This window comes from Loktanella sp. D2R18 (assembly GCF_003318235.1).
GTDB lineage: Bacteria > Pseudomonadota > Alphaproteobacteria > Rhodobacterales > Rhodobacteraceae > Yoonia.
On sequence record NZ_QOCG01000030.1, the window covers coordinates 587,399 to 606,575 of the forward strand.

A 19,177-nucleotide genomic window follows, 5' to 3' on the forward strand; every position below is an offset into this window, starting at 1 on the left:
CTATGAGACTACACCCACCCTTGACTAATTTCGTCGAAATTATCGGATAGCAAATACCTTACAACCCACCAATCGCCCGACGTATCAATCGCATCCCACGCTAGAAATAGAACCCGACCATCGGCCGCATAGAACAGTATAATCTCAGAAACTAATCGCTCCGAAACCCTCGTAGAAACAATCGTTTGACAACTTTCAAACCCAGACGAAAATGCTTGGTTCATAACTGTCAATGCATCACCGTCAGTTGCGGCATCGGTTAGTCTTGCATCTACATACTCGAAAAACTCCGCATATTGCCCCGAGGCAAATTCAGTTTTAACGTGTTCGAGCTGAGTGATAGCGCCACCCAAAGGATCACAATGGGTTTGCGCAAACACAGGCAAACACCACGCAATCAACATGAGAACTGCCAAGCCCAGTCTAGGGGGAGGTACCGCGCCAAAAATACTCATTATAATTCGTTTCAACGTGCTTCTCCCTCAATTACGAAATAAAATCGCGCGACCTTTTGTGGTTTCGCACTTCAGATAATTTTTGCCGTTTCCATCACGCTAACGCCTGATCCCAATCTGCAATCAAATCCCCGATATCCTCAACCCCAACGGATACACGGATCAGGTTTTCTGGGATGCCCGTGTGCGGCTCAATCGTGTGACGGTGCTCCACGAGGCTTTCGACCCCGCCGAGCGACGTGGCGCGCAGGAACAGTTGCAGTTTCCCGACAACCTGTAACGCGTCTTGTTTGTCGCCTTTGACCAGCACCGACAGCAACCCGCCAAAACCGCCCGTCATTTGCCGTTTGGCTATATCGTGGCCGGGGTGGTGCGGCAGGCCGGGGTAGAACACATCGTCGACTTGCGGATGATCAAATAGATGTTCGGCTAAGCTTTGGGCGTTCTGCGTCATTCGCTCAGCCCGCAGCGGCAATGTGCGCATTGCGCGGGTCAGTAGCCATGCTTCAAACGGACCCAGAATTGCACCAGCCCCCTTGCGGTCCACACGGATGTCCTCCCAAATTTGCGCGTCCGAATTACCAGTCGACAGCACGCCCGCCAGCACATCCGAATGCCCGTTGATCCCTTTGGTTGCCGAATGCATCACGATGTCCGCACCATGCGCAAGCGGCTGCATCAGGATCGGCGTCGCGGCGGTGGCATCGACCACCAAGGTGGCTTTTGTCGCCTCAGAAAGCGCCCGAATATCAACAGATTTCAGCCAAGGGTTAGACGGCGTTTCGATAAACACCAAGGCGGGATCATGGGTGGCGCAGGCCCGGGCAAGCTCCGGCACGTCCACTTCGATCAACGTAATCTCGCGCCTTGTACAAAAATCGCGAATCCATGCGGTCGTGCCCCAATAAATTCCCGATTGCAAAACAGCCGTCGCGCCATTGGGCAGGGTCCGGAACACCGCAGCAATCGCAGCCATACCCGATGGGAATAGTAACGTATCAGCCGCCCCTTCAAGCTGCTGCAACACGCGTTCCGCCTGACGCAGATTGTCGGAATTGTCGCGCGCATAGATATTGTCATCACGCAGCAAGTCGTAGTTTTCATCACGCATAAACGTGGTCGAAGGCTGCAAGGCAGGCACAACGCCGCCCGATTGCGGGTCAAGCGCCCCTGCGGCATGGGCGGCGATCGTGGCGGGTTTTAGATCATTTTTCATGCGTTTATCTGGCGCAGAATTCACGACAGATGCAAGGTCTTACGCCAAAATTAACAGGTCATTTCGGGCGCAACAGGCTTCGGGCGGTTGAACAACACACGCAGGTTCCGTTTCACGACATTCTGCCAAACCAATGCGGGCAGGCTTTTGAAGAAATCAGCCGCCGCCCCTTTGCCGGCTTTGCGTAAGGTCTGTACTGCGATCTTTGGCGTGGCGGGTCGAAAATAGTTCTTGGTTGTTGCTGGTCGCCCCGCAACCAAAGCATCCAATGCAGATTTCGTGACTTTCGGATTATTCCACGCGGCGCGAAACACCACACAGCCGTTGCGGTTGATGACAAAGACCGCGTTCGGCATGCCACCAAAGGCGCGATGCCCAGACCCGTCAAAATCATCGGCCAAAATTTCACGTGTCTCGCCATCAACCTCGGCTAAACGCTGTGCGCAGGCTTGCTTTTGCCCAAAGTCATCGTGGTTAGGAATGTCTTTGCCCGGATGGGCCTCGCGGACATAAAGCACGGCGCTGGCAACATTTGGGTAAATCGCATCCATCGCGGCCATCGCTTTACGCCGGGTTTGGAACAACGGACATGTGATACTGCCCAGTTCCAGCACCAAGAAATCACCGTCAAAATCCAAAAGCCGTCGCTTTGCCCCGCTCAAAGTCGTCACATCGATATCCGGAGCCTTCGCACCAACGGCCGGGCCACTTGCGGTCGTAAAGTCATAATCAGCGGATGAGAACGCACTATAATTGTAGTCAGCCATCTTGAGCCCTCCAAGTTTCTAGGGGGATCATACGCGAAGTTTCTCTTTTTCGTGTAACTTTTCGAAGGGCAGGTTTTCGCGATGCTCGCCTACTGGTCGGGATCGTTCGGGGCGCTTTGGCGTTTGTTGAAAATAGGGCTCACTGTTTCCACCCAAGTTTCCTTTAGGAGGCGCGACCACTCTTGCAGCGGATAAATATAGATCAAGAACGGGTTCGTATCCGCCAACCCACTGCTAAGAGCGCCCATTTGTTCACGACATGGCCCGGGATTATAGTAGGTCCCAAAGATCCGATCCCACAAAGGCATGATATTTCCAAGGTTCTTGCCGTATGCAACAGGCGCATCCGCGTGGTGCCAGCGATGAAAAATAGGCGACGCAATCAGATATTTAAATGGGCCGTGATCAATTTCAAGGTCCATATGCACATAGATCCCATGCACAAGGTAGAACGCTGCAATAATCGGGATCGCTTCGGGCATTTGCAGCCACGTCAGCAAGATCATATAGGACATCGTCATAAGTATCGATTCGATCGCATGCACGCGCAGCCCAGTGAATGCATTTACATGGGTGTCAGTATGATGCGCCGCATGTGTCGGCCAGCCCCATCGCGTGTGCATGGCGCGGTGGCTCCAATAATCGGCAAAATCGCGTGGGATAATGCCAACAATGCACAGCAACCAAAGCGGCCACCCATCCCAAAACGCTGGATCCAATGCCGGGATGTGTAACGCATCATAAGATACATGCAGTAAAGCGTTGATAACGTTAACAAAACAGACACCCGCGCCAATATTCATGGACAAGAACATACTTCGCAGCGAATGCCGAACGTAAGTTCAAAAGGCTTATCAAACCATTCCACGTGATTGTGTCTCGTCTTTTATACAGCGGCCAAAGGTCCCAGACCTTTTGCTGTAAACCGTTTCAATCTACCAAAATTATGGCAGTCGACCACAGTCTAGCTTCCCGCAAACTGATCGCGCGCATAGCCTTGCAGGTATAGAAGCGCGGTCAGGTCGCCGTGATTGACCCGCACGTCACACTCTTTCTGCACCGCTGGTTTGGCGTGAAGCGCAACGCCAGTGCCGGCGCGGCCTAACATGCCTAGGTCATTGGCGCCATCGCCCACGGCCAGCACATCATCTTCTAAGATGCCCAATTTGACTGTGATTTCTTCAAGTGCGGTGACCTTGGCCGCCTTCCCCAAAATTGGCAGCCCGGGCGCACCCGTCATTTGACCATCCGCAACCAACAGCGTGTTCGCCCGGTTTTCATCAAACCCCAATTCAGCTGCGATTCGCGCGGTAAAGGCCGTGAACCCGCCCGATACCAACGCGGCGTACGCACCATTCGCCTTCATAGTGCTCAGAAGCGCCCGGCCGCCCGGCATCAATGTAATACGTTCTTCAAGGACTTTATCAATCACGGATTCAGATAGGCCCGTTAGCAAGCCAACGCGTTCGGTGAGGGCCTCATTAAAGTCCAATTCACCGTTCATGGCGCGCGCAGTGATGTCCGCCACGCGCGGGCCAACGCCAGCCTCTGCGGCCAATTCATCGATGCATTCTTGTTCGATCATGGTGCTATCCATGTCGGCCAACAGCATCTTTTTTCGCCTATTTTCAGTAGGTTGAACGATCAAGTCGACACCTGCGACTTGCAGATCATTCCAGACGTCCCACTGATTATCGGGCCGTTGCGGGATCGCAAATTCCGCGGCTTCATCGATCGCCAGCCAGACCGCATCACCGCCACCCCACGCATTGCGCAGGTTCTCGACCAGCGCCAATTCAAGGTTGCGTTTTTCAGGGTTCGTCAAAAGCGTGACTGTGAACATGATGTTTCCTATCCGCGTCAAAGGGTGTCGCAAAAAGCGGCTTAAGCGGCGGTCTAGCGTCATTTTGGCTGTTGTGAAAGCCAAAGTCAGGCTCTATGTCCGGCGGTGGGACACCCTTCCCCAACGAAGGGCAGATATCTGTGAGGATACCAGCAATGGTTATGACCAAACCGGCTACGCGGCCGGCAAACGCGCGTTTTTCTTCTGGCCCCTGTGCCAAACCCCCCGTCTGGAATTTGGATGCTTTGCGTGACGCCCCATTGGGCCGATCACACCGTGCATCCGTGGGCAAGGCCAAATTGGCCGAAGCGATTGAGCTAACCCGCGACATCTTGGGCATTCCCGCTGACTACCGCATTGGCATTGTGCCAGCGTCAGACACCGGTGCCTTTGAGATGGCGATGTGGTCCCTATTGGGCGAACGCCCAGCCGAAATGGTCGCATGGGAATCATTTGGGGCCGGTTGGGTCACTGATGTGGTCAAACAGTTGAAAATCGACGCCACCGTTCATACAGCCGAATACGGCGAGATCGTCGATATGGCGGCACTGAACTATGACAACGATGTTTGCTTTACTTGGAACGGCACCACATCCGGCGTGCGCGTGGCCAATGGCGATGTGATCCCCGGCGACCGGGCTGGTCTAACGCTTTGCGATGCGACTTCTGCTGCATTTGCCCAAGACCTGCCTTGGGACAAATTGGATGTGACAACCTTCTCTTGGCAGAAAGTCATGGGCGGCGAAGCAGCACACGGCATGTTGATCCTATCCCCGCGCGCAGTTGAGCGTCTCGAAAACTACACACCTGCATGGCCTTTGCCGAAAATCTTCCGCCTAACCAAAGGTGGCAAATTGATCGACGGCATCTTCCGTGGCGAAACAATTAACACGCCGTCGATGCTCGCCGTTGAAGATTACCTTGTCGCGCTGAAATGGGGCCGGTCTATCGGTGGTCTGGATGCGCTGATGCATCGCGCCGATGCAAACGCACGCGCGATTTGGAACTTCTGCGCTGAAAACGATTGGATCGACAATCTAGCCGTTGATCCAGCGACCCGGTCAAACACATCGGTTTGCTTGAAATTCACGGATGACCGTATCAAAGACGGCGCCGCCTTCGCCAAAGCCGTTGCAAAACGTCTTGAGGCCGAAAACGTCGCGCTCGACATCGGTGCCTATCGTGACGCCCCTGCTGGCCTGCGGATCTGGTGTGGTGCCACCGTTGAGACATCGGACATAGAAGCCATGTTGCCTTGGTTGGCATGGGCATTTGCGACCGAAATCGACGCACAATAATCTCTCAAAAATCTCGCAAAATTTTCGGCGCAGGCGATCAGGTTCAATCTGATCTGCCGCGCCACCTAAAAAGGATAGCTAACAATGGCACCTAAAGTACTTATCTCTGACAAACTTTCCGAAGCTGCGGTTCAGATCTTTAAAGATCGCGGCATTGACGTTGATTTCCAGCCTGACCTTGGCAAAGACAAGGACAAGCTGCTTGAAGTCATCGGCCAATATGATGGTCTTGCGATCCGCTCTGCCACCAAAGCAACTGAAAAAATCATCGCTGCTGCGACCAACCTTAAGGTCATCGGCCGTGCCGGTATCGGCGTGGATAACGTCGACCGTGAGGCCGCATCCCGCAAGGGTATCATTGTGATGAACACGCCATTCGGCAACATGATCACGACTGCCGAACACGCGATTGCGATGATGTTCGCGGTTGCGCGCCAAATCCCAGAAGCATCCCAATCCACACATGCGGGCAAATGGGAAAAATCTAAATTCATGGGTGTTGAGCTGACCGGTAAAACACTGGGTGTCATCGGTGCCGGGAACATTGGTTCTATCGTTTGTGACCGCGCCCGCGGCCTCAAGATGAAGGTCATCGCGATGGACCCATTCTTGTCCGAAGAACGCGCGACAGAAATCGGCGTTGAGAAAGTTGAGCTGGACGAGCTGCTGACGCGCGCTGATTTCATCACCATGCACGTACCATTGACTGCAGATACGAAAAACATCCTGAGTGCAGAAAACCTTGCCAAAACCAAAAAAGGTGTGCGCATTATCAACTGTGCCCGTGGTGGTCTGGTGGATGAGGCCGCATTGGCCGAACTGCTCAAATCCGGCCACGTGGCTGGTGCCGCATTTGACGTGTTCGCCGAAGAACCCGCCAAAGAAAATCCACTGTTCAATTTGCCGAACGTTGTGGTGACCCCGCACCTTGGTGCTGCGACTTCCGAAGCTCAAGAAAACGTGGCCCTACAGGTCGCCGAGCAAATGTCAGATTACCTGCTGACAGGTGCCGTGCAGAACGCATTGAATATGCCATCTGTCACCGCCGAAGAGGCCAAGATCATGGGCCCGTGGATCAAACTGTCTGGTCACCTTGGCAATTACATCGGTCAAATGACAGACGAGCCGATCAAAGCCGTGAACATCTTGTTCGACGGTGAAGCCAGCGAAATGAACCTGAAGGCACTGACCGCCGCCACGATTGCAGGCATCATGAAAACGGCCAACCCTGATGTAAACATGGTCTCTGCGCCAGTGATTGCCAAAGAGCGTGGCGTGAAAATTTCGACCACCAAACAAGATCAATCAGGTGCGTTCGAAGGTTACGTCAAGATCACAATCGTCACCGAAACGCGCGAACGTTCGATCGCGGGGACCGTATTTAGCGACGGCAAGCCACGTTTTATCCAGATCAAAGGCATCAACATCGACGCCGAAGTCGGCGAGCACATGCTTTACACAACTAACGACGATGTCCCCGGCATCATCGGGACATTGGGTACTTTGCTTGGCAAGAACAATGTCAACATCGCGAACTTTACACTTGGCCGCGCAGCTGAGAAAGGCGAGGCTATCGCCCTGCTTTATATCGACGCGCCAATGCCGCAGGCGGCAGTTGATGATTTGAAAGAAACCGGGTTGTTCAAACAGGTCAAACCGTTACGTTTCGACGTATAAATCAACAAGGCGCGTGAGACATCGCGCGCCTTACTTCATTGCTGCAAGGAAATCTCATGCGTCCAATCTATGCCATAGGCGATATTCATGGGCAGAAAGAAATGCTCGACCACGCGCTAGCGCTGATTGAGACGGATGGCGGCAAAGACGCAGAAATCATCTTTTTGGGCGACTATGTTGATCGCGGCCCCGACAGTCGTGGCGTGATTGACACGTTGATGGCAGGTCAAGCTGCGGGCAAGCCTTGGACATGTTTGCTTGGCAATCATGATCGGTTTTTTGCGCGATTTATCCGCGAAGGCCGTCAGCATGACCCACGTGTGAAATCAGGGTTGAATTGGCTCAACCCACGGCTTGGCGGCGCGCAAACGCTTTCGTCATATGGCGTGACAGGCGAAATGCATTTTGCAGAACAAAAATTCGGCGACCTCGAAGCATTGACCCATTGTGAGGTCGACGGAGACACGACCACACTCGCCGCCTTGATCGCCGCAGCCCAAGCAGCCATTCCAGAAGAACATATCGCATTCATCGAAAATCTACCGCTTTGGCACGAGACTGAAAACCTACTGTGTGTCCATGCTGGCCTGCGCCCGCATATTTCACTAGAACATCAAGACCCCGAAGACCTGATTTGGATTCGGGACGGGTTTCTAGAGACCAATCATAACTTTGGTCAACTCGTTGTGCACGGGCATACAGCGCTTGATCACCCCGAACACTTTGGCAATCGCGTCGATCTAGACGGCGGCGCAGGCTACGGTCGCCCGCTTGTCCCCGCCGTGTTCGAAGGCCGCAAGTGCTGGACGCTCACCGACAAAGGCCGGATGCCACTGCTACCTTGACCCGTAATCTCATGCTAACCTCTTAGTCAAACTGCCGCATAAATTTACGATCTATGTGGTTTTTCAGCCCCCACAGCAGCGGGCCGCCCCACGCCACGCCGAACCTTTCCGCCAAGGCCGATTTACGACCAAGCGATACGAGCTTTAGATAGTCTTTTTGTGGTTTATAGGGGCGCGTTACCCCGCCAGAAATCACCGCGCGTAAATTATCGAAAAGCACCGGTGCTTGACGCACGGCATAGACCCCGGCCTTGGGCCGAGGATCAAACGCCAGATGCGCGCAATCGCCGACCGCAAAGATACGCGGATCATTGGACGCAAGCGTTGGGTCCACGGTGATATAGCCGTCCTGTAGCGCAAGTCCCGTCTCAGCGATCCAATCATGCGGCTTGGCACCTGCCGCCCCAACGACAAAATCGCTGGATAATTCTTGCCCCCCAACGAGCATGACACCATTTTGCGTCAGTGCGGATACCTCGGAATTTTCAAGGATATCAACGCCTTGCGCATCCAAGGCCGCGCGCATTTTCGCACGAGCCCTATCGCCCAGCGCTGACAAGGCGGTGCTGCGATCAATCAATGTCACCTGTGGCGCGCGGTCCGACAGTGCGTGCGCTATCGCCATCGCTAGTTCAGCGCCCGCGACACCGCCGCCAATGATTGCCACCTTGGGGTCGGTCGCCGTAGCCCGGTACTGGTCCCAACGGCTGGCGAAAACCCCCAGCGGTTTTGCAGGCACCCCATGCTTTGAAAAGCCGGGCATCTGCGGCATCTCTGAGGTGATCCCAATATCAACAGAGCACAGATCATATCTTATCGAGGCATGTCCGGAAACATGGACCATTTGCCCGTCTTGGTCGATCCCTGTGGCCGCCCCATTGATCAGCTGCGCACCCGCGAACCGGGCAAGGCGCACCAAATCGATATCCAGTTCATCCCGCACATAATGCCCCGCAACGAACCCGGGCAGCATGCCAGAATAGGGCGCCGTTGGCCCCGGGTTAATCACTGTAACGCGGACGCCCGGTAACGGGTTCATCCCCCAAAGGCGCAGAACCAACGCATGGCAATGCCCACCGCCGATCAACACAATATCCGTCATGGCGACAACCATTGGCCAGCCCAATTGCTTGCACGGGAAAAAGAGGCTCGGCGGTGATCTGGCCCAAGATGCACCACATCGATGGTCACGATCCGGCAAGTCAGCACAGCAAATGTCGCCGGATCTGGCTGTTTGACGTAATCAAGCGCCGTTTCGATCCGCGCGCCCGGACGCGGGACAACGCCGTAAGATTGCTGCGCGTGGTCCGGAATTTTTTCCCAAAGCACGCGCGTGTCTGCACCAGAGGCGATGCTGACTTCGGCCTGTAACCGTAGTTGCAAGGCTTGTTCGGAGTCCCAAACATGAAGGGCGGCGCGGGGATGTGCGCGCAGGCTGCGCATTTTGGCAGAATGCAAATCCGTATGCACTGTCAAGCTATGGTCCCGGTGGCTCACGCTGCGCAGCACAACCGTGCGCACTTCTGGCCAACCATCGGCCGATAGCGTCGCAAAACTCGGCAGGCGCGCGGGGTGATCTGCCTCTGCCACGCCACGGGCCAACGTTTCCCATACGCACGACTTGAGCCCGCCAAGTGTTTCAAACCAATTACTCATAACCTGTCATCTCTAGATATCCGCGCCCTTGGTGGCTGCCCGTAACCGTTACTGGCCCCTCCCAATAGGGGACGCTTGTGGTCATCCATGCATTATCATTGATGGCCGCTACAGTAACATCAACATCGCGTGCGGGCAGTGTAACCTGCCAACGCACCGGAACGCCTTGCGCGTTTTCATCCAACGGCACCGCCGTGAACGCGCCGTCTTCCATCGCGGTGGTGGCCCCATCAGCTGCAATCCATGTGGCTGCGGTAAAATGCGCCCCATCTGTCTGTTGCAATCGAAACCCCATCAGCTTTGCGCCCTCGTCAAACGACAGCGAAAACCAATCCCAGCCGGTCTGATTTGCACCCAAAGGCTGACTAGACCATTCGCGATCCAGCCACGCCGATCCCGTCACAGGGACATCACCGGTCGGCAAAGCCAACACACCTGCTACATCGAAATAGGGCTGTGAATAATAGTATGACGCTTGGCCTTCGGCTGATTTCACCGAAAATCCCGCGTCGCCATGAAACACCAACGGGCCTTGCGCAGTCAACTCCATATCATAGGCAAAATCCGCACCAGAGGCCGACATCGCAAGGGTGTTCCAATCACCAGAAAGTTCCCAATCATCAATCCACGCAACGAACGGATCAGCATTCACGCCCGCTTGCCCAATTCCGCCCCGGCCCAATCGTTCGCTGACATAATGTGCGTCAGGCGTGGTCACGGCTGCATGACCCATCCACAATTGAGGAGCGGCCCAGCCTGCCCCTTCTTCTGGCGCGAGGGCTGAACGAAACAGCGTCCATTGCAGCCCGTAATCTGTCCCATCCGTCCCCGCCAGGTTTGCGGTCAGGTACCACCATTCAATTCGGTAGTCGTTGTGGGGGCCGTGATCAGTCGGAAAGGTAAAAATAGGGCTCGGTTGCGGCACAGAAAATCCTTCGACCTCTGTCCCAAGCCCCGCAAACCCTTGCGCATGCGCCATGAACGGCAACGCGCAAAATATCAGTGCTTTAACGTTCATTTGAAAAAACCTTTAGCAAATCTGCGGGCGGGGTGCGCGCCAATCTGCGCGCAGGCCACAGTGCGGCCAGCGCCGCCGCGAGCAGCGCAAACAGCCCCAAGCGCGCGTAATCCATTGGAAACAGATACATCGGCAGCTTCCAACCAAAGGCCGCGACATTAACCACCGACAAAAGCGCCCAAGCGAGGGCAAGCCCCAACGGCAAAGCAATCACCGCCGTCAGCATCGCAAGCATCACAGCACGCAGCAGTTCCAAACGCCCCAGTTGCGCCCGGGTCATCCCCATTGCCCATGCTGGGGCAAGCTGGGGCACCCGCATCGCTGCAAGGGTGAGTAGGCTCATCAAAATGGCGAACCCGGCGACTGCAAGCGTCAGGATATTCAACGCCGTCGTGACGGTAAAAGTGCGCTCAAAAATCGCAAGCGAAAGCGCTTTGATCCCTGCTTGATTGATCGTTTTTGCGGCCGATATATCTGTCTGGGCATTCAGCGCCGCAATGAAATCCGGCACCTTTTCCGGAGCGATACGCACGCCGAAACGGTCTGGTGTTATCTCAGGGTACATCTCTTTGAAAAGCGCTTCGCCAATGATCGCTTGGCCAATCGGGTTGCCGTAATCCCCGTAAATGCCTGCAATCGCCATCTCACGCCCTTGGACAGTGACATAATCCCCAACAGACAGACCGCCGCGCCGCGCGAGTTGCTCATTGAGCAAAATCGTCTGGCCTGCGAATGTCGTATCCCAATGATCCCGCGCAGCCTCAAGCATCTGCCAATTGTCGCGGTAGGTCGCGTGATCGCGGGTGCCGTAGATTTCAGTCGGATGATCAGCGATAGTGATTTGGCTGGACATGATCGGCAGCACCGCATCCACACGCGGTGTTGCATAGGCAACAAAGTCGGCGGCTTGGGCCGGATCAGCGGTATCGATATAAAGCTCTGAGGTGAGCCGCTGATCAAGAAACCCGGTAAACGTCGTGCGAAAGCTTGAAACCATCGTCGATACGCCGACATTCGCCGCCATTGCCAGCAGCAGCGCCATCAGCGCCAATGAAAGGCCCGGTAATTGCTGGCGTGTGTCCGCCCAAAACCACTGTGCCACGATAGATTTGGCCCCACGGCTGGCAACCGACAACACCCGGTCCAAGACAAATGGAAGCACCAGCGCCGCGCCGATCAGTAGACATGCGAGTAACGCAAAACCCGCGATCAAGCCCTGCGCCGTGATGCATAGAATCAGGCAGACGATCAGCAATGTCGCAGCGATCATCGCTTGTAATCCAGCGCGCCGCCCGGCCGCCATCGCAAGCGCACGCTTTTGCGCAGCAGCGAGCAAAGGCATTTTTGATAGCTTCCACAGCGCCCCAGTCGCAGCCACAGCCGTGCCGCCCAGCGCAATCGCAAGGCCGGATACCCACCAAGACGGGCGCAATTGCAGCGTGCCAGACACATCCGCCCCATATAGCCCGCGCAGGGTAGCGGCCACATCGGGCAGCAAAAGCGCCGCAATCACATAGCCAAGGAATACCCCGACGACACCAGCAACCGTCGCAAAGATCATCAATTCAGCCGCCATCAACAGCATCAAACGCCGCAAAGGTACCCCCAGCGCGCGCAGAGTGCGGATCACCGGGCGGCGCTGTTCAAACGCCAACCCAATGGCCCCGTTCACGATGAAAATACCCACTGCAAAGGATAGCAGCCCAAAGGCGGTGAGGTTCAAATGGAAACTATCCGTTAGCTGTGCTGTATCCGTGGATTGCTGCGCACGCTGTCGGATCAAATCAGGGGCAATTTGCGCCAAATCGCCTTGACAGATCGGCTGCTCTGGCGCGATCACCAGACTATCTATTTCTCCGCTGCGCCCCAAAACATTTTGCGCGATGCCGATGTCTGTGACGGCGGTATTTGGCGCAGCGTTTTCGCTTATAATCACGGTAAAATCAGGCAAGCGCGCGGCGACATCCGCTGATCCAAACAATTGGCCTTGCCCGGCAAGAAAGCCCGCTACATCCGCACCCTGCGCAATCTCCGCCGCCCCCATAGACCCGGGGGCCGTGAGCGGGTCAACACCAATGATCCGCACATCATTCAGTCGTCCCGAGATCACAGGGCTGACCAACCAGCCCGCACGCCGCAGCGCTACATAGGTCGCTAGATCGATCGGCTGCCCATCGCGGCGGGCCAATCGGTCATAGCGCCCTTCACCCAATGTTGTGGATGCAGCGCGGTAGCTTGCGCGCGCCTCTGCGTTGACAGCCTGCACCCCAGACCAGAGCGCAGTCGCCAGCGCCAACCCCGCCAGCAAGGTAAACAGCTGCAACGGGCTGCGCCACCAATGTGAGAGTAGCGCGTGAAGGGTCACGCGTGTCATGCGATCTGGCCAGCACGCAAATGCAACCGCCGCTGCATTCGGCCCGCCAAAGCTTGCGAATGGGTAACCATCAGCAGCCCCGCGTTCGTTTCACTGACCAATTCAAGGATCAAATCCATCACAGTGCCAGCGGTATCTTCGTCGAGATTGCCCGTGGGCTCATCCGCCAGCACCAAGCGTGGTTTTGGTGCAAGCGTGCGCGCAATGGCAACCCGCTGCTGTTGGCCGCCGGACAATTGCTCAGGGTATTTGTTGAGTTGGCCCGCAAGCCCCATGCGCTCTGCAAGCGTCGCGGTCCATTCGGGGTCATACTGCCCAGCGAGACGCGCCTGAAATGCGATATTATCTGCGACCTTCAGGCTTGGGATCAGATTGAACTGTTGAAAGACCACGCCAATTGCCCCGCGCCTGATCGCCGCGCGCCCGTTGTCATCAAGGGCCGCGATATCGGAACCATCCAGCAACACACGTCCCTGATCAGCCGTATCGAGCCCACCGATGATGTGCAAAAGCGTGCTCTTGCCGCTTCCCGACTCCCCGGTCAGCGCAAGCGTTTCGCCCGCGCCCAAAGCGAAACCAATTCCGCGCAACACCTCAAAGGGGCCGTCGGCCGTGGCATAAGTTTTGTGAATATTTTCGACTTGAAGCAGCATGATCCCTCGCGCGTTTCGTATGACTAACACGTGGGCGCACGATGAAAAGGTCTAGGCGCCTACCAAGGTGATCAAATTCCCAGCCGGATCCGTGACCCGCAGGCGGCGCACGTATTTCAGGCTGTCGTCCCAATAGGGGGCCACGCCCGCATCTGTCAGCTGCCGAAAAGCGTCATCAATGTCTGGGATGACCAAAGAGATTTCCAGGGTCCGGGTCGGGTCTGACGGGCCAAAGCGGACCTGTCGCATCCCGGTGTCCCCCCAAAACGCGTCTTTGCCCGCGTCATCATCTTCTATGTCGATTTCTGGGATACCCAGCAGCGTGAGGTAAAAGTGGCGCATCTCTTGCTCTTGATCTGGCAAAAGCGGCACACGCACCATATTCGCTGGCGTACCATTTTGGCGGCGGACCGGGTCGGCCATCCATTTATCGTGAAAGAGCCCCGGGCTAATGTTTGCCCCCTCATTGGCGGCATGGATACCGCCGCGCCGTGTCAATTTACGCGCCGTATAAGCAACGCGCAGCCAGTTTAAGTTCATCAAACGCATAATCCACCCCTCAAATTCAGTATACATATGTATACAATTTAAGGGCATTTTCTTAAATTTTCAACCTTGTGACCTGACGTTTTTCTGGCCGAGCTCTCTTGCCCGCGTAAACTGCGCCAAACAGATCAAAGAGGCATTCATGACTGATATTGTAATTCTTGGTGGCGCGCGCACGGCTATTGGCACCTTCGGCGGGTCCCTCGCGGGAACAACGCCGATTGACCTCGGCACATCGGCTGCAAAGGCTGCGCTTGACCGCGCGGGCGTGGCTGGCGACCAGATCGGCCACGTCGCATTTGGGCATGTTATCAATACCGAACCGCGCGATATGTATCTCAGCCGGGTTGCGGCAATGAACGCGGGCGTTCCTGACACAACCCCCGCAATGAACGTGAACCGCCTATGTGGATCGGGCGTGCAAGCAATTGTATCAGTGATCCAATCATTGATGCTAGGCGATGCCGCGTTCGGGTTGGCCGGTGGTGCCGAAAGCATGAGCCGCGCGCCCTATATTTTGCCAGACGCGCGTTGGGGCGCCAAGATGGGCGATATCAAGTCCCAAGACATGATGCTCGGTGCGTTGAACTGCCCGTTTGGCACAGGCCATATGGGGATCACTGCCGAAAATGTTGCCGCTGAACACGGGATCACCCGCGCAGATCAGGATGCTTTTGCCATGCAAAGCCAATCACGCGCAGCGCAAGCCATCGCGGCCGGACATTTTGACAGCCAGATCACCCCTGTCCAAGTCAAAGTCAAACGCGAGATGATCGATTTCATCCGCGATGAACACCCAAAGCCCAGTTCACTTGAGAAACTTGGCAGCTTACGCCCCGTTTTTCAAAAAGACGGCACTGTAACGGCTGGCAATGCCTCGGGCATTAACGATGGGGCGGCGGCGATTGCGATGGCAACCGCCGATGCGGCCGAAAAGGCGGGGCTAACACCAAAATTCCGCGTGTTAGGATATGGCCATGCAGGCGTGCGTCCCGAGGTTATGGGTATTGGCCCGATCCCTGCCGTGCGCAACCTGTTTGAAAAAACCGGACTAAGCGCAGGTGATTTCGACGTGATCGAATCGAACGAGGCCTTTGCTTCGCAGGCTTTGGCCGTCAGCAATGAATTGGGGTTCGATCCTGCAAAGGTCAACCCGAATGGCGGGGCGATTGCACTGGGCCACCCCGTGGGCGCAACAGGCGCAATCATCACCGTAAAAACCATGTATGAATTGGAACGGACAGGCGGCAAACGCGGGCTGATCACCATGTGTATCGGTGGCGGCCAAGGGATCGCGCTTGCGATTGAACGAATCTAGGTCGGATAGGCGCGGGTGAACACCCAAGTATCACCCGCCGAAAGATCAGGATCAAAGGCGTAGCCCCCAGTGGTGAAGCCTTTGATCCCTTCGGGGGCATTCAAATGGTTTTCAACGATGAACCGCGCCATCGCCCCGCGCGCACGTTTGGCGAAAAAGCTGACGATGCGGGGTTTGTCGTCTCTGATCTCCATGAATTGCGGCGTGATCACCCGCAGTTTCAATGCGTTTTGATCGACCGCACCAAAATATTCTTGGCTCGCGCAATTCACCAAGACCTGTGCGCCGACAGTCTCGGCCTGAGCGTTTAGTGCATTTGCAATCGTCGCCCCCCAATAATCATAAAGAGACTTACCACGCGCCGTTTTCAAACGACTGCCCATTTCCAAACGGTAAGGCTGCAACGCGTCCAACGGGCGCAACACACCGTAAAGCCCAGACAGGATGCGCAGATGATCTTGCGCCCACATGATATCATCTTCTGAGAAGGTCTTGGCCTCGAGCCCGTGGTAAGTATCGCCATTGAATGCCAGCACCGCTGGCTTTACCGCGTCATCGGCAGGCACTTCGGCAAAATCGTTGAACCGATCATGGTTCAGCTGGGCCAGTTTATCCGAGAGCTTCATCAGCTTCTTAAGCTCGTCCAAAGTCAATTCGCGCGCGACCTCTGCCAACGCCACGGCATCCGCTTGGAATTCGGGTTGCGTCGGCGCAGTGGCGACCGGATCCATATCAAGTGCTTTGGCGGGAGAAATGACGACGAGCATGGCAGTGTTCCTATAGTGATATAGGGAGATGTAGCACGCTTGGCCGCTAGTTCAACTGGCCTTGCAACGGGTACTGCCCATCTTCAAACGGCCCAAAGAAATCATCGACATCCGGGTGATCAACCGGTTCACCCGAATAATCCGCCACAAGGTTTTGTTCAGACACGTAAGCCACGTAAAAGCTTTGATCGTTTTCCGCCAAAAGGTGGTAAAACGGCTGATCTTTTTTGGGGCGGCTGTCTTCGGGGATGGCGTTATACCACGCGTCTGTGTTCGAAAACATCGCATCCACGTCAAAGACGACCCCCCGGAAGGGGTGCTTGCGGTGGCGAACCACTTGGCCGAGATGATATTTCGCGCGTGTCTTGAACATATGTTGAATATATGGCCCATAGGGACCTAAAGTCCACGGCAGTCGCTGCGTTTTTAGGGAAACAGTCTGTGAACATGATCTTAACGGTGCTCAATATCTCGGCACCTGTCTTCATTTTGGCCGCGATTGGTTTCACTTGGGTCAAATTGGGTTTTGAATACCGGGTTGAGTTCGTCACGCGACTGACGATGACGCTTTCGGTGCCCTGCCTGATCTTTGTCGCATTGATGAAAACCGACATCGACCCAGAGTCGTTGGCGGCGTTATCGCTCGCTGCCGTTGCTGCCTACTTTATCGTTATGGCAGCTTTCTTTGCGTTGATTAAGATCGCAAAGCTTGAAATGCGCACCTATCTCAACCCGCTGGTCTTTGGAAACACAGGCAATCTTGGTCTGCCCTTGGCGCTTTTTGCATTTGGCGAAGTTGGATTCGGCTATGCCGTTGTCGTTTTCGCGGTCATGGCGATTATGTCTTTTACTATCGGGATTTGGTTCGTTTCAGGTGGCGGGTCACTTAAACGCGTGGTGCAAGAGCCGCTTGTCGGGGCGACATTGTTGGGCGCATTGTTCTTGTGGCAAGGCTGGCAAACGCCATTGGTCATCACCAATACCATTGAGTTAATTGGACAAATGGCGATCCCGGTGATGCTGATCACGCTTGGGGTGGCTGTCGCTCGGCTTGAGACAAAGGCCATGACACAAGCGGTCTGGTTATCTGCTGTAAAGGTTGTGATCTGTGTCGCAGCGGCGTGGGGCGCGAGCGTCTGGTTCGGGCTTGATGAAATCGCGGCCGCCGTCCTGATCGTGCAGATCGCGACCCCAGTGGCAGTCACATCCTACCTCTTGGCCGAAAAATATGGGGCGGATGCGCAGCCCGTCGCCGGGCTTGTTGTGGCATCGACAGTGCTATCCGTGATCTATTTGCCGCTCATCTTGGCTTTTGTGATCTGATCTGCCGCGCTTAAGCATTTGCAGATCAGCCAGAACAGGCTATCGTGCAAAAAAAACAAAATAAGCGAGAGGCATATGAGCAGTTTCTTTCGCGCAATGGCACTGATGCTGATTTTAGGCAGCTGCGGCGGGCAATCGAGCCATAACTCGGCCCCGCGCAACCTTGATGATGCATGTAGTATTGTGTCCGAGCGCCCCGAATACCTACGCGCGTTCCGCGCGGTTGAACGTAAATACGGCGTGCCTGTCCCGTCATTAATGGCGATCATCTATCAGGAAAGTAAATTCATCAGCGATAACCGTCCGCCGCATCGTTATGCGCTGGGTGTAATTCCTGTTGGGCGCCAGTCGTCTGCCGTTGGTTATAGTCAGGCGCTTGATGCGACCTGGCGCGAGTATCAAGATGAGGTGGGCGGATCCCGTGCCCGGCGCCAAGATGTGAACGCTGCCACCGACTTCATGGGCTGGTATATGGTGCAAACCGTCGAAGAAACCGGCGTCGCCATCGATGATACCCGCAACCAATACCTTGCCTATCACGACGGGCGGTCAGGGTATTTGCGCGGCACATGGCGTTCGAAAAGCTGGCTGATCCGCATCGCAGGCGAAGTCGAAGCACGCGCCGTGATGTACGATCAACAGCTTCGCGCTTGCCGCAAACGCTAAAAAAAATGGCGGCCACCGTGGCCGCCATTTTCATTTCGTTTGCCTGCATTCTAATTGCTGCGATTGCGGGTTTCGGCTTGGATATTAAACAAAATATCGCGCACTCGTCCGCCCGCGACCATATCATTCATAATAACCGTCGTCTGTCCGCCCACATCGTCTGTGACAATCCACTGGCGCAGCTCAATGGGGTTTCCTGTAAACACCAGCTGGATATTCCCATATTCGGGGTGATCCGGGTCCTGCGCGGTCACGGTGGTTGTCGTGCCGTCTGACGTCACGCCTGTCACCATATCGGCCTGCTCTAGATTTACATTGTCGCGCAAGATCAGCCCAAGTGGCGTTTGATTCAGCGGATACCGCTCTGGCCCTGCGTTTGAGCGCGGATCAAAGATCGCAAGCGACCCACCGCCACCAATCACAAGCGTATTGTCAGGTGCTGCATAATCGAACCGGATGCGGCCGGGACGTTTGATATAAATTGTGCCTGTCGACAAGGTGCCGTCTTGGTTAAGTTGCGTGAACCCCCCTTGGGCAGTCTGCAACCCGTTAAGATATTGCGAAATCTGCGCAAGGCTGAGCTCTTGTGCGGAGGTGGCCCCTGCGCAAAGCGCAAGACCAATGGCGACGACGGATGATAGGATACGTTTTTTCATGCTCTTTACCTATGTGTTCAACCGGGAAGTTCCAGCCTTAGATCGCATAAGAACAGCATTTATGGCGATGATAGGCGATATCAGGCCAGCGGTTTTCAG

Annotated in this window: 19 protein-coding genes and 1 pseudogene; 6 read left to right on the forward strand and 14 right to left on the reverse strand. The window is 55.4% G+C overall.

The genetic code is table 11. From position 1 onward, the window contains the following. Positions 1–8 precede the first annotated feature (8 nt). From DS901_RS16440 to serB, 5 genes are all read right to left on the reverse strand, one after another. Complete coding sequence (locus DS901_RS16440) at positions 9–455, reverse strand: hypothetical protein (protein WP_113777970.1); 447 nt, start codon at positions 453–455, stop codon at positions 9–11. 94 nt (positions 456–549) lie between these two features. Further along, positions 550–1,671 (reverse strand): trans-sulfuration enzyme family protein, encoded by a 1,122-nt coding sequence (locus DS901_RS16445; RefSeq protein WP_113778087.1) that lies wholly within the window; start codon positions 1,669–1,671, stop codon positions 550–552. Positions 1,672–1,721: 50 nt separating this feature from the next. Beyond that, complete coding sequence (locus DS901_RS16450; RefSeq protein ID WP_113777971.1) at positions 1,722–2,438, reverse strand: TlpA family protein disulfide reductase; 717 nt, start codon at positions 2,436–2,438, stop codon at positions 1,722–1,724. Positions 2,439–2,527: 89 nt separating this feature from the next. Then, positions 2,528–3,241 (reverse strand): sterol desaturase family protein, encoded by a 714-nt coding sequence (locus DS901_RS16455; RefSeq protein WP_258546775.1) that lies wholly within the window; start codon positions 3,239–3,241, stop codon positions 2,528–2,530. 161 nt (positions 3,242–3,402) lie between these two features. Then, positions 3,403–4,281, reverse strand: a complete 879-nt coding sequence (gene serB, locus DS901_RS16460) for a phosphoserine phosphatase SerB (RefSeq protein ID WP_113777973.1) — start codon at positions 4,279–4,281, stop codon at positions 3,403–3,405. 155 nt (positions 4,282–4,436) lie between these two features. Here serB and DS901_RS16465 point away from each other — a divergent pair, with 155 nt between their 5' ends. From DS901_RS16465 to DS901_RS16475, 3 genes are all read left to right on the forward strand, one after another. Then, positions 4,437–5,579 (forward strand): phosphoserine transaminase, encoded by a 1,143-nt coding sequence (locus DS901_RS16465; RefSeq protein ID WP_113777974.1) that lies wholly within the window; start codon positions 4,437–4,439, stop codon positions 5,577–5,579. An 84-nt stretch (positions 5,580–5,663) separates the two neighbouring features. Next, positions 5,664–7,256 (forward strand): phosphoglycerate dehydrogenase, encoded by a 1,593-nt coding sequence (gene serA, locus DS901_RS16470; RefSeq protein WP_113777975.1) that lies wholly within the window; start codon positions 5,664–5,666, stop codon positions 7,254–7,256. A 56-nt stretch (positions 7,257–7,312) separates the two neighbouring features. Beyond that, complete coding sequence (locus tag DS901_RS16475; RefSeq protein ID WP_113777976.1) at positions 7,313–8,101, forward strand: metallophosphoesterase family protein; 789 nt, start codon at positions 7,313–7,315, stop codon at positions 8,099–8,101. A 25-nt stretch (positions 8,102–8,126) separates the two neighbouring features. Here DS901_RS16475 and DS901_RS16480 read toward each other — a convergent pair. The 6 genes and pseudogenes from DS901_RS16480 to DS901_RS16505 all read right to left on the reverse strand — a co-directional run. Next, positions 8,127–9,215, reverse strand: a pseudogene (locus tag DS901_RS16480) (FAD-dependent oxidoreductase); the annotation flags it as partial. After that, complete coding sequence (locus DS901_RS16485) at positions 9,200–9,757, reverse strand: pyridoxamine 5'-phosphate oxidase family protein (protein ID WP_113777978.1); 558 nt, start codon at positions 9,755–9,757, stop codon at positions 9,200–9,202. The pseudogene DS901_RS16480 and the gene DS901_RS16485, both read right to left, overlap by 16 nt. Next, a complete protein-coding gene (locus DS901_RS16490) occupies positions 9,750–10,775 on the reverse strand; it encodes a lipocalin-like domain-containing protein (protein ID WP_113777979.1) in 1,026 nt (341 codons plus the stop codon). The genes DS901_RS16485 and DS901_RS16490 overlap by 8 nt, the downstream gene beginning before the upstream one ends. Next, positions 10,765–13,149: an FtsX-like permease family protein gene (locus DS901_RS16495; protein WP_113777980.1), complete on the reverse strand. Its 2,385-nt coding sequence runs from the start codon at positions 13,147–13,149 to the stop codon at positions 10,765–10,767. Before DS901_RS16495 ends, DS901_RS16490 begins: the two co-directional genes overlap by 11 nt. Further along, positions 13,146–13,802: an ABC transporter ATP-binding protein gene (locus DS901_RS16500; RefSeq protein ID WP_181820903.1), complete on the reverse strand. Its 657-nt coding sequence runs from the start codon at positions 13,800–13,802 to the stop codon at positions 13,146–13,148. Before DS901_RS16500 ends, DS901_RS16495 begins: the two co-directional genes overlap by 4 nt. 51 nt (positions 13,803–13,853) lie before the next feature. Beyond that, on the reverse strand, positions 13,854–14,378 hold the full coding sequence (locus tag DS901_RS16505) for a VOC family protein (RefSeq protein WP_113777981.1): 525 nt from the start codon (positions 14,376–14,378) through the stop codon (positions 13,854–13,856). 112 nt (positions 14,379–14,490) lie between these two features. Between DS901_RS16505 and DS901_RS16510 the strand changes: the two genes are divergently transcribed. After that, on the forward strand, positions 14,491–15,666 hold the full coding sequence (locus tag DS901_RS16510; RefSeq protein ID WP_113777982.1) for an acetyl-CoA C-acyltransferase family protein: 1,176 nt from the start codon (positions 14,491–14,493) through the stop codon (positions 15,664–15,666). On the opposite strand, the gene yaaA is transcribed toward DS901_RS16510, so the two are convergent. After that, positions 15,663–16,433 carry a peroxide stress protein YaaA gene (gene yaaA / locus DS901_RS16515; protein WP_113777983.1) on the reverse strand — a complete coding sequence of 257 codons (771 nt, stop codon included), beginning with the start codon at positions 16,431–16,433 and terminating at the stop codon, positions 15,663–15,665. The genes DS901_RS16510 and yaaA overlap by 4 nt on opposite strands. Positions 16,434–16,479: 46 nt before the next feature. After that, positions 16,480–16,806, reverse strand: a complete 327-nt coding sequence (hspQ, locus tag DS901_RS16520) for a heat shock protein HspQ (RefSeq protein ID WP_113777984.1) — start codon at positions 16,804–16,806, stop codon at positions 16,480–16,482. 68 nt (positions 16,807–16,874) lie between these two features. Here hspQ and DS901_RS16525 point away from each other — a divergent pair, with 68 nt between their 5' ends. Both DS901_RS16525 and DS901_RS16530 read left to right on the forward strand, forming a co-directional pair. Next, positions 16,875–17,756, forward strand: a complete 882-nt coding sequence (locus tag DS901_RS16525; RefSeq protein ID WP_113778089.1) for an AEC family transporter — start codon at positions 16,875–16,877, stop codon at positions 17,754–17,756. 75 nt (positions 17,757–17,831) lie between these two features. Beyond that, complete coding sequence (locus tag DS901_RS16530) at positions 17,832–18,422, forward strand: transglycosylase SLT domain-containing protein (protein WP_113777985.1); 591 nt, start codon at positions 17,832–17,834, stop codon at positions 18,420–18,422. A gap of 50 nt (positions 18,423–18,472) precedes the next feature. Here the strand turns inward: DS901_RS16530 and DS901_RS16535 are convergent, their stop codons facing one another. Continuing rightward, positions 18,473–19,078: a LolA family protein gene (locus DS901_RS16535; protein ID WP_113777986.1), complete on the reverse strand. Its 606-nt coding sequence runs from the start codon at positions 19,076–19,078 to the stop codon at positions 18,473–18,475. Positions 19,079–19,177 lie beyond the last annotated feature (99 nt).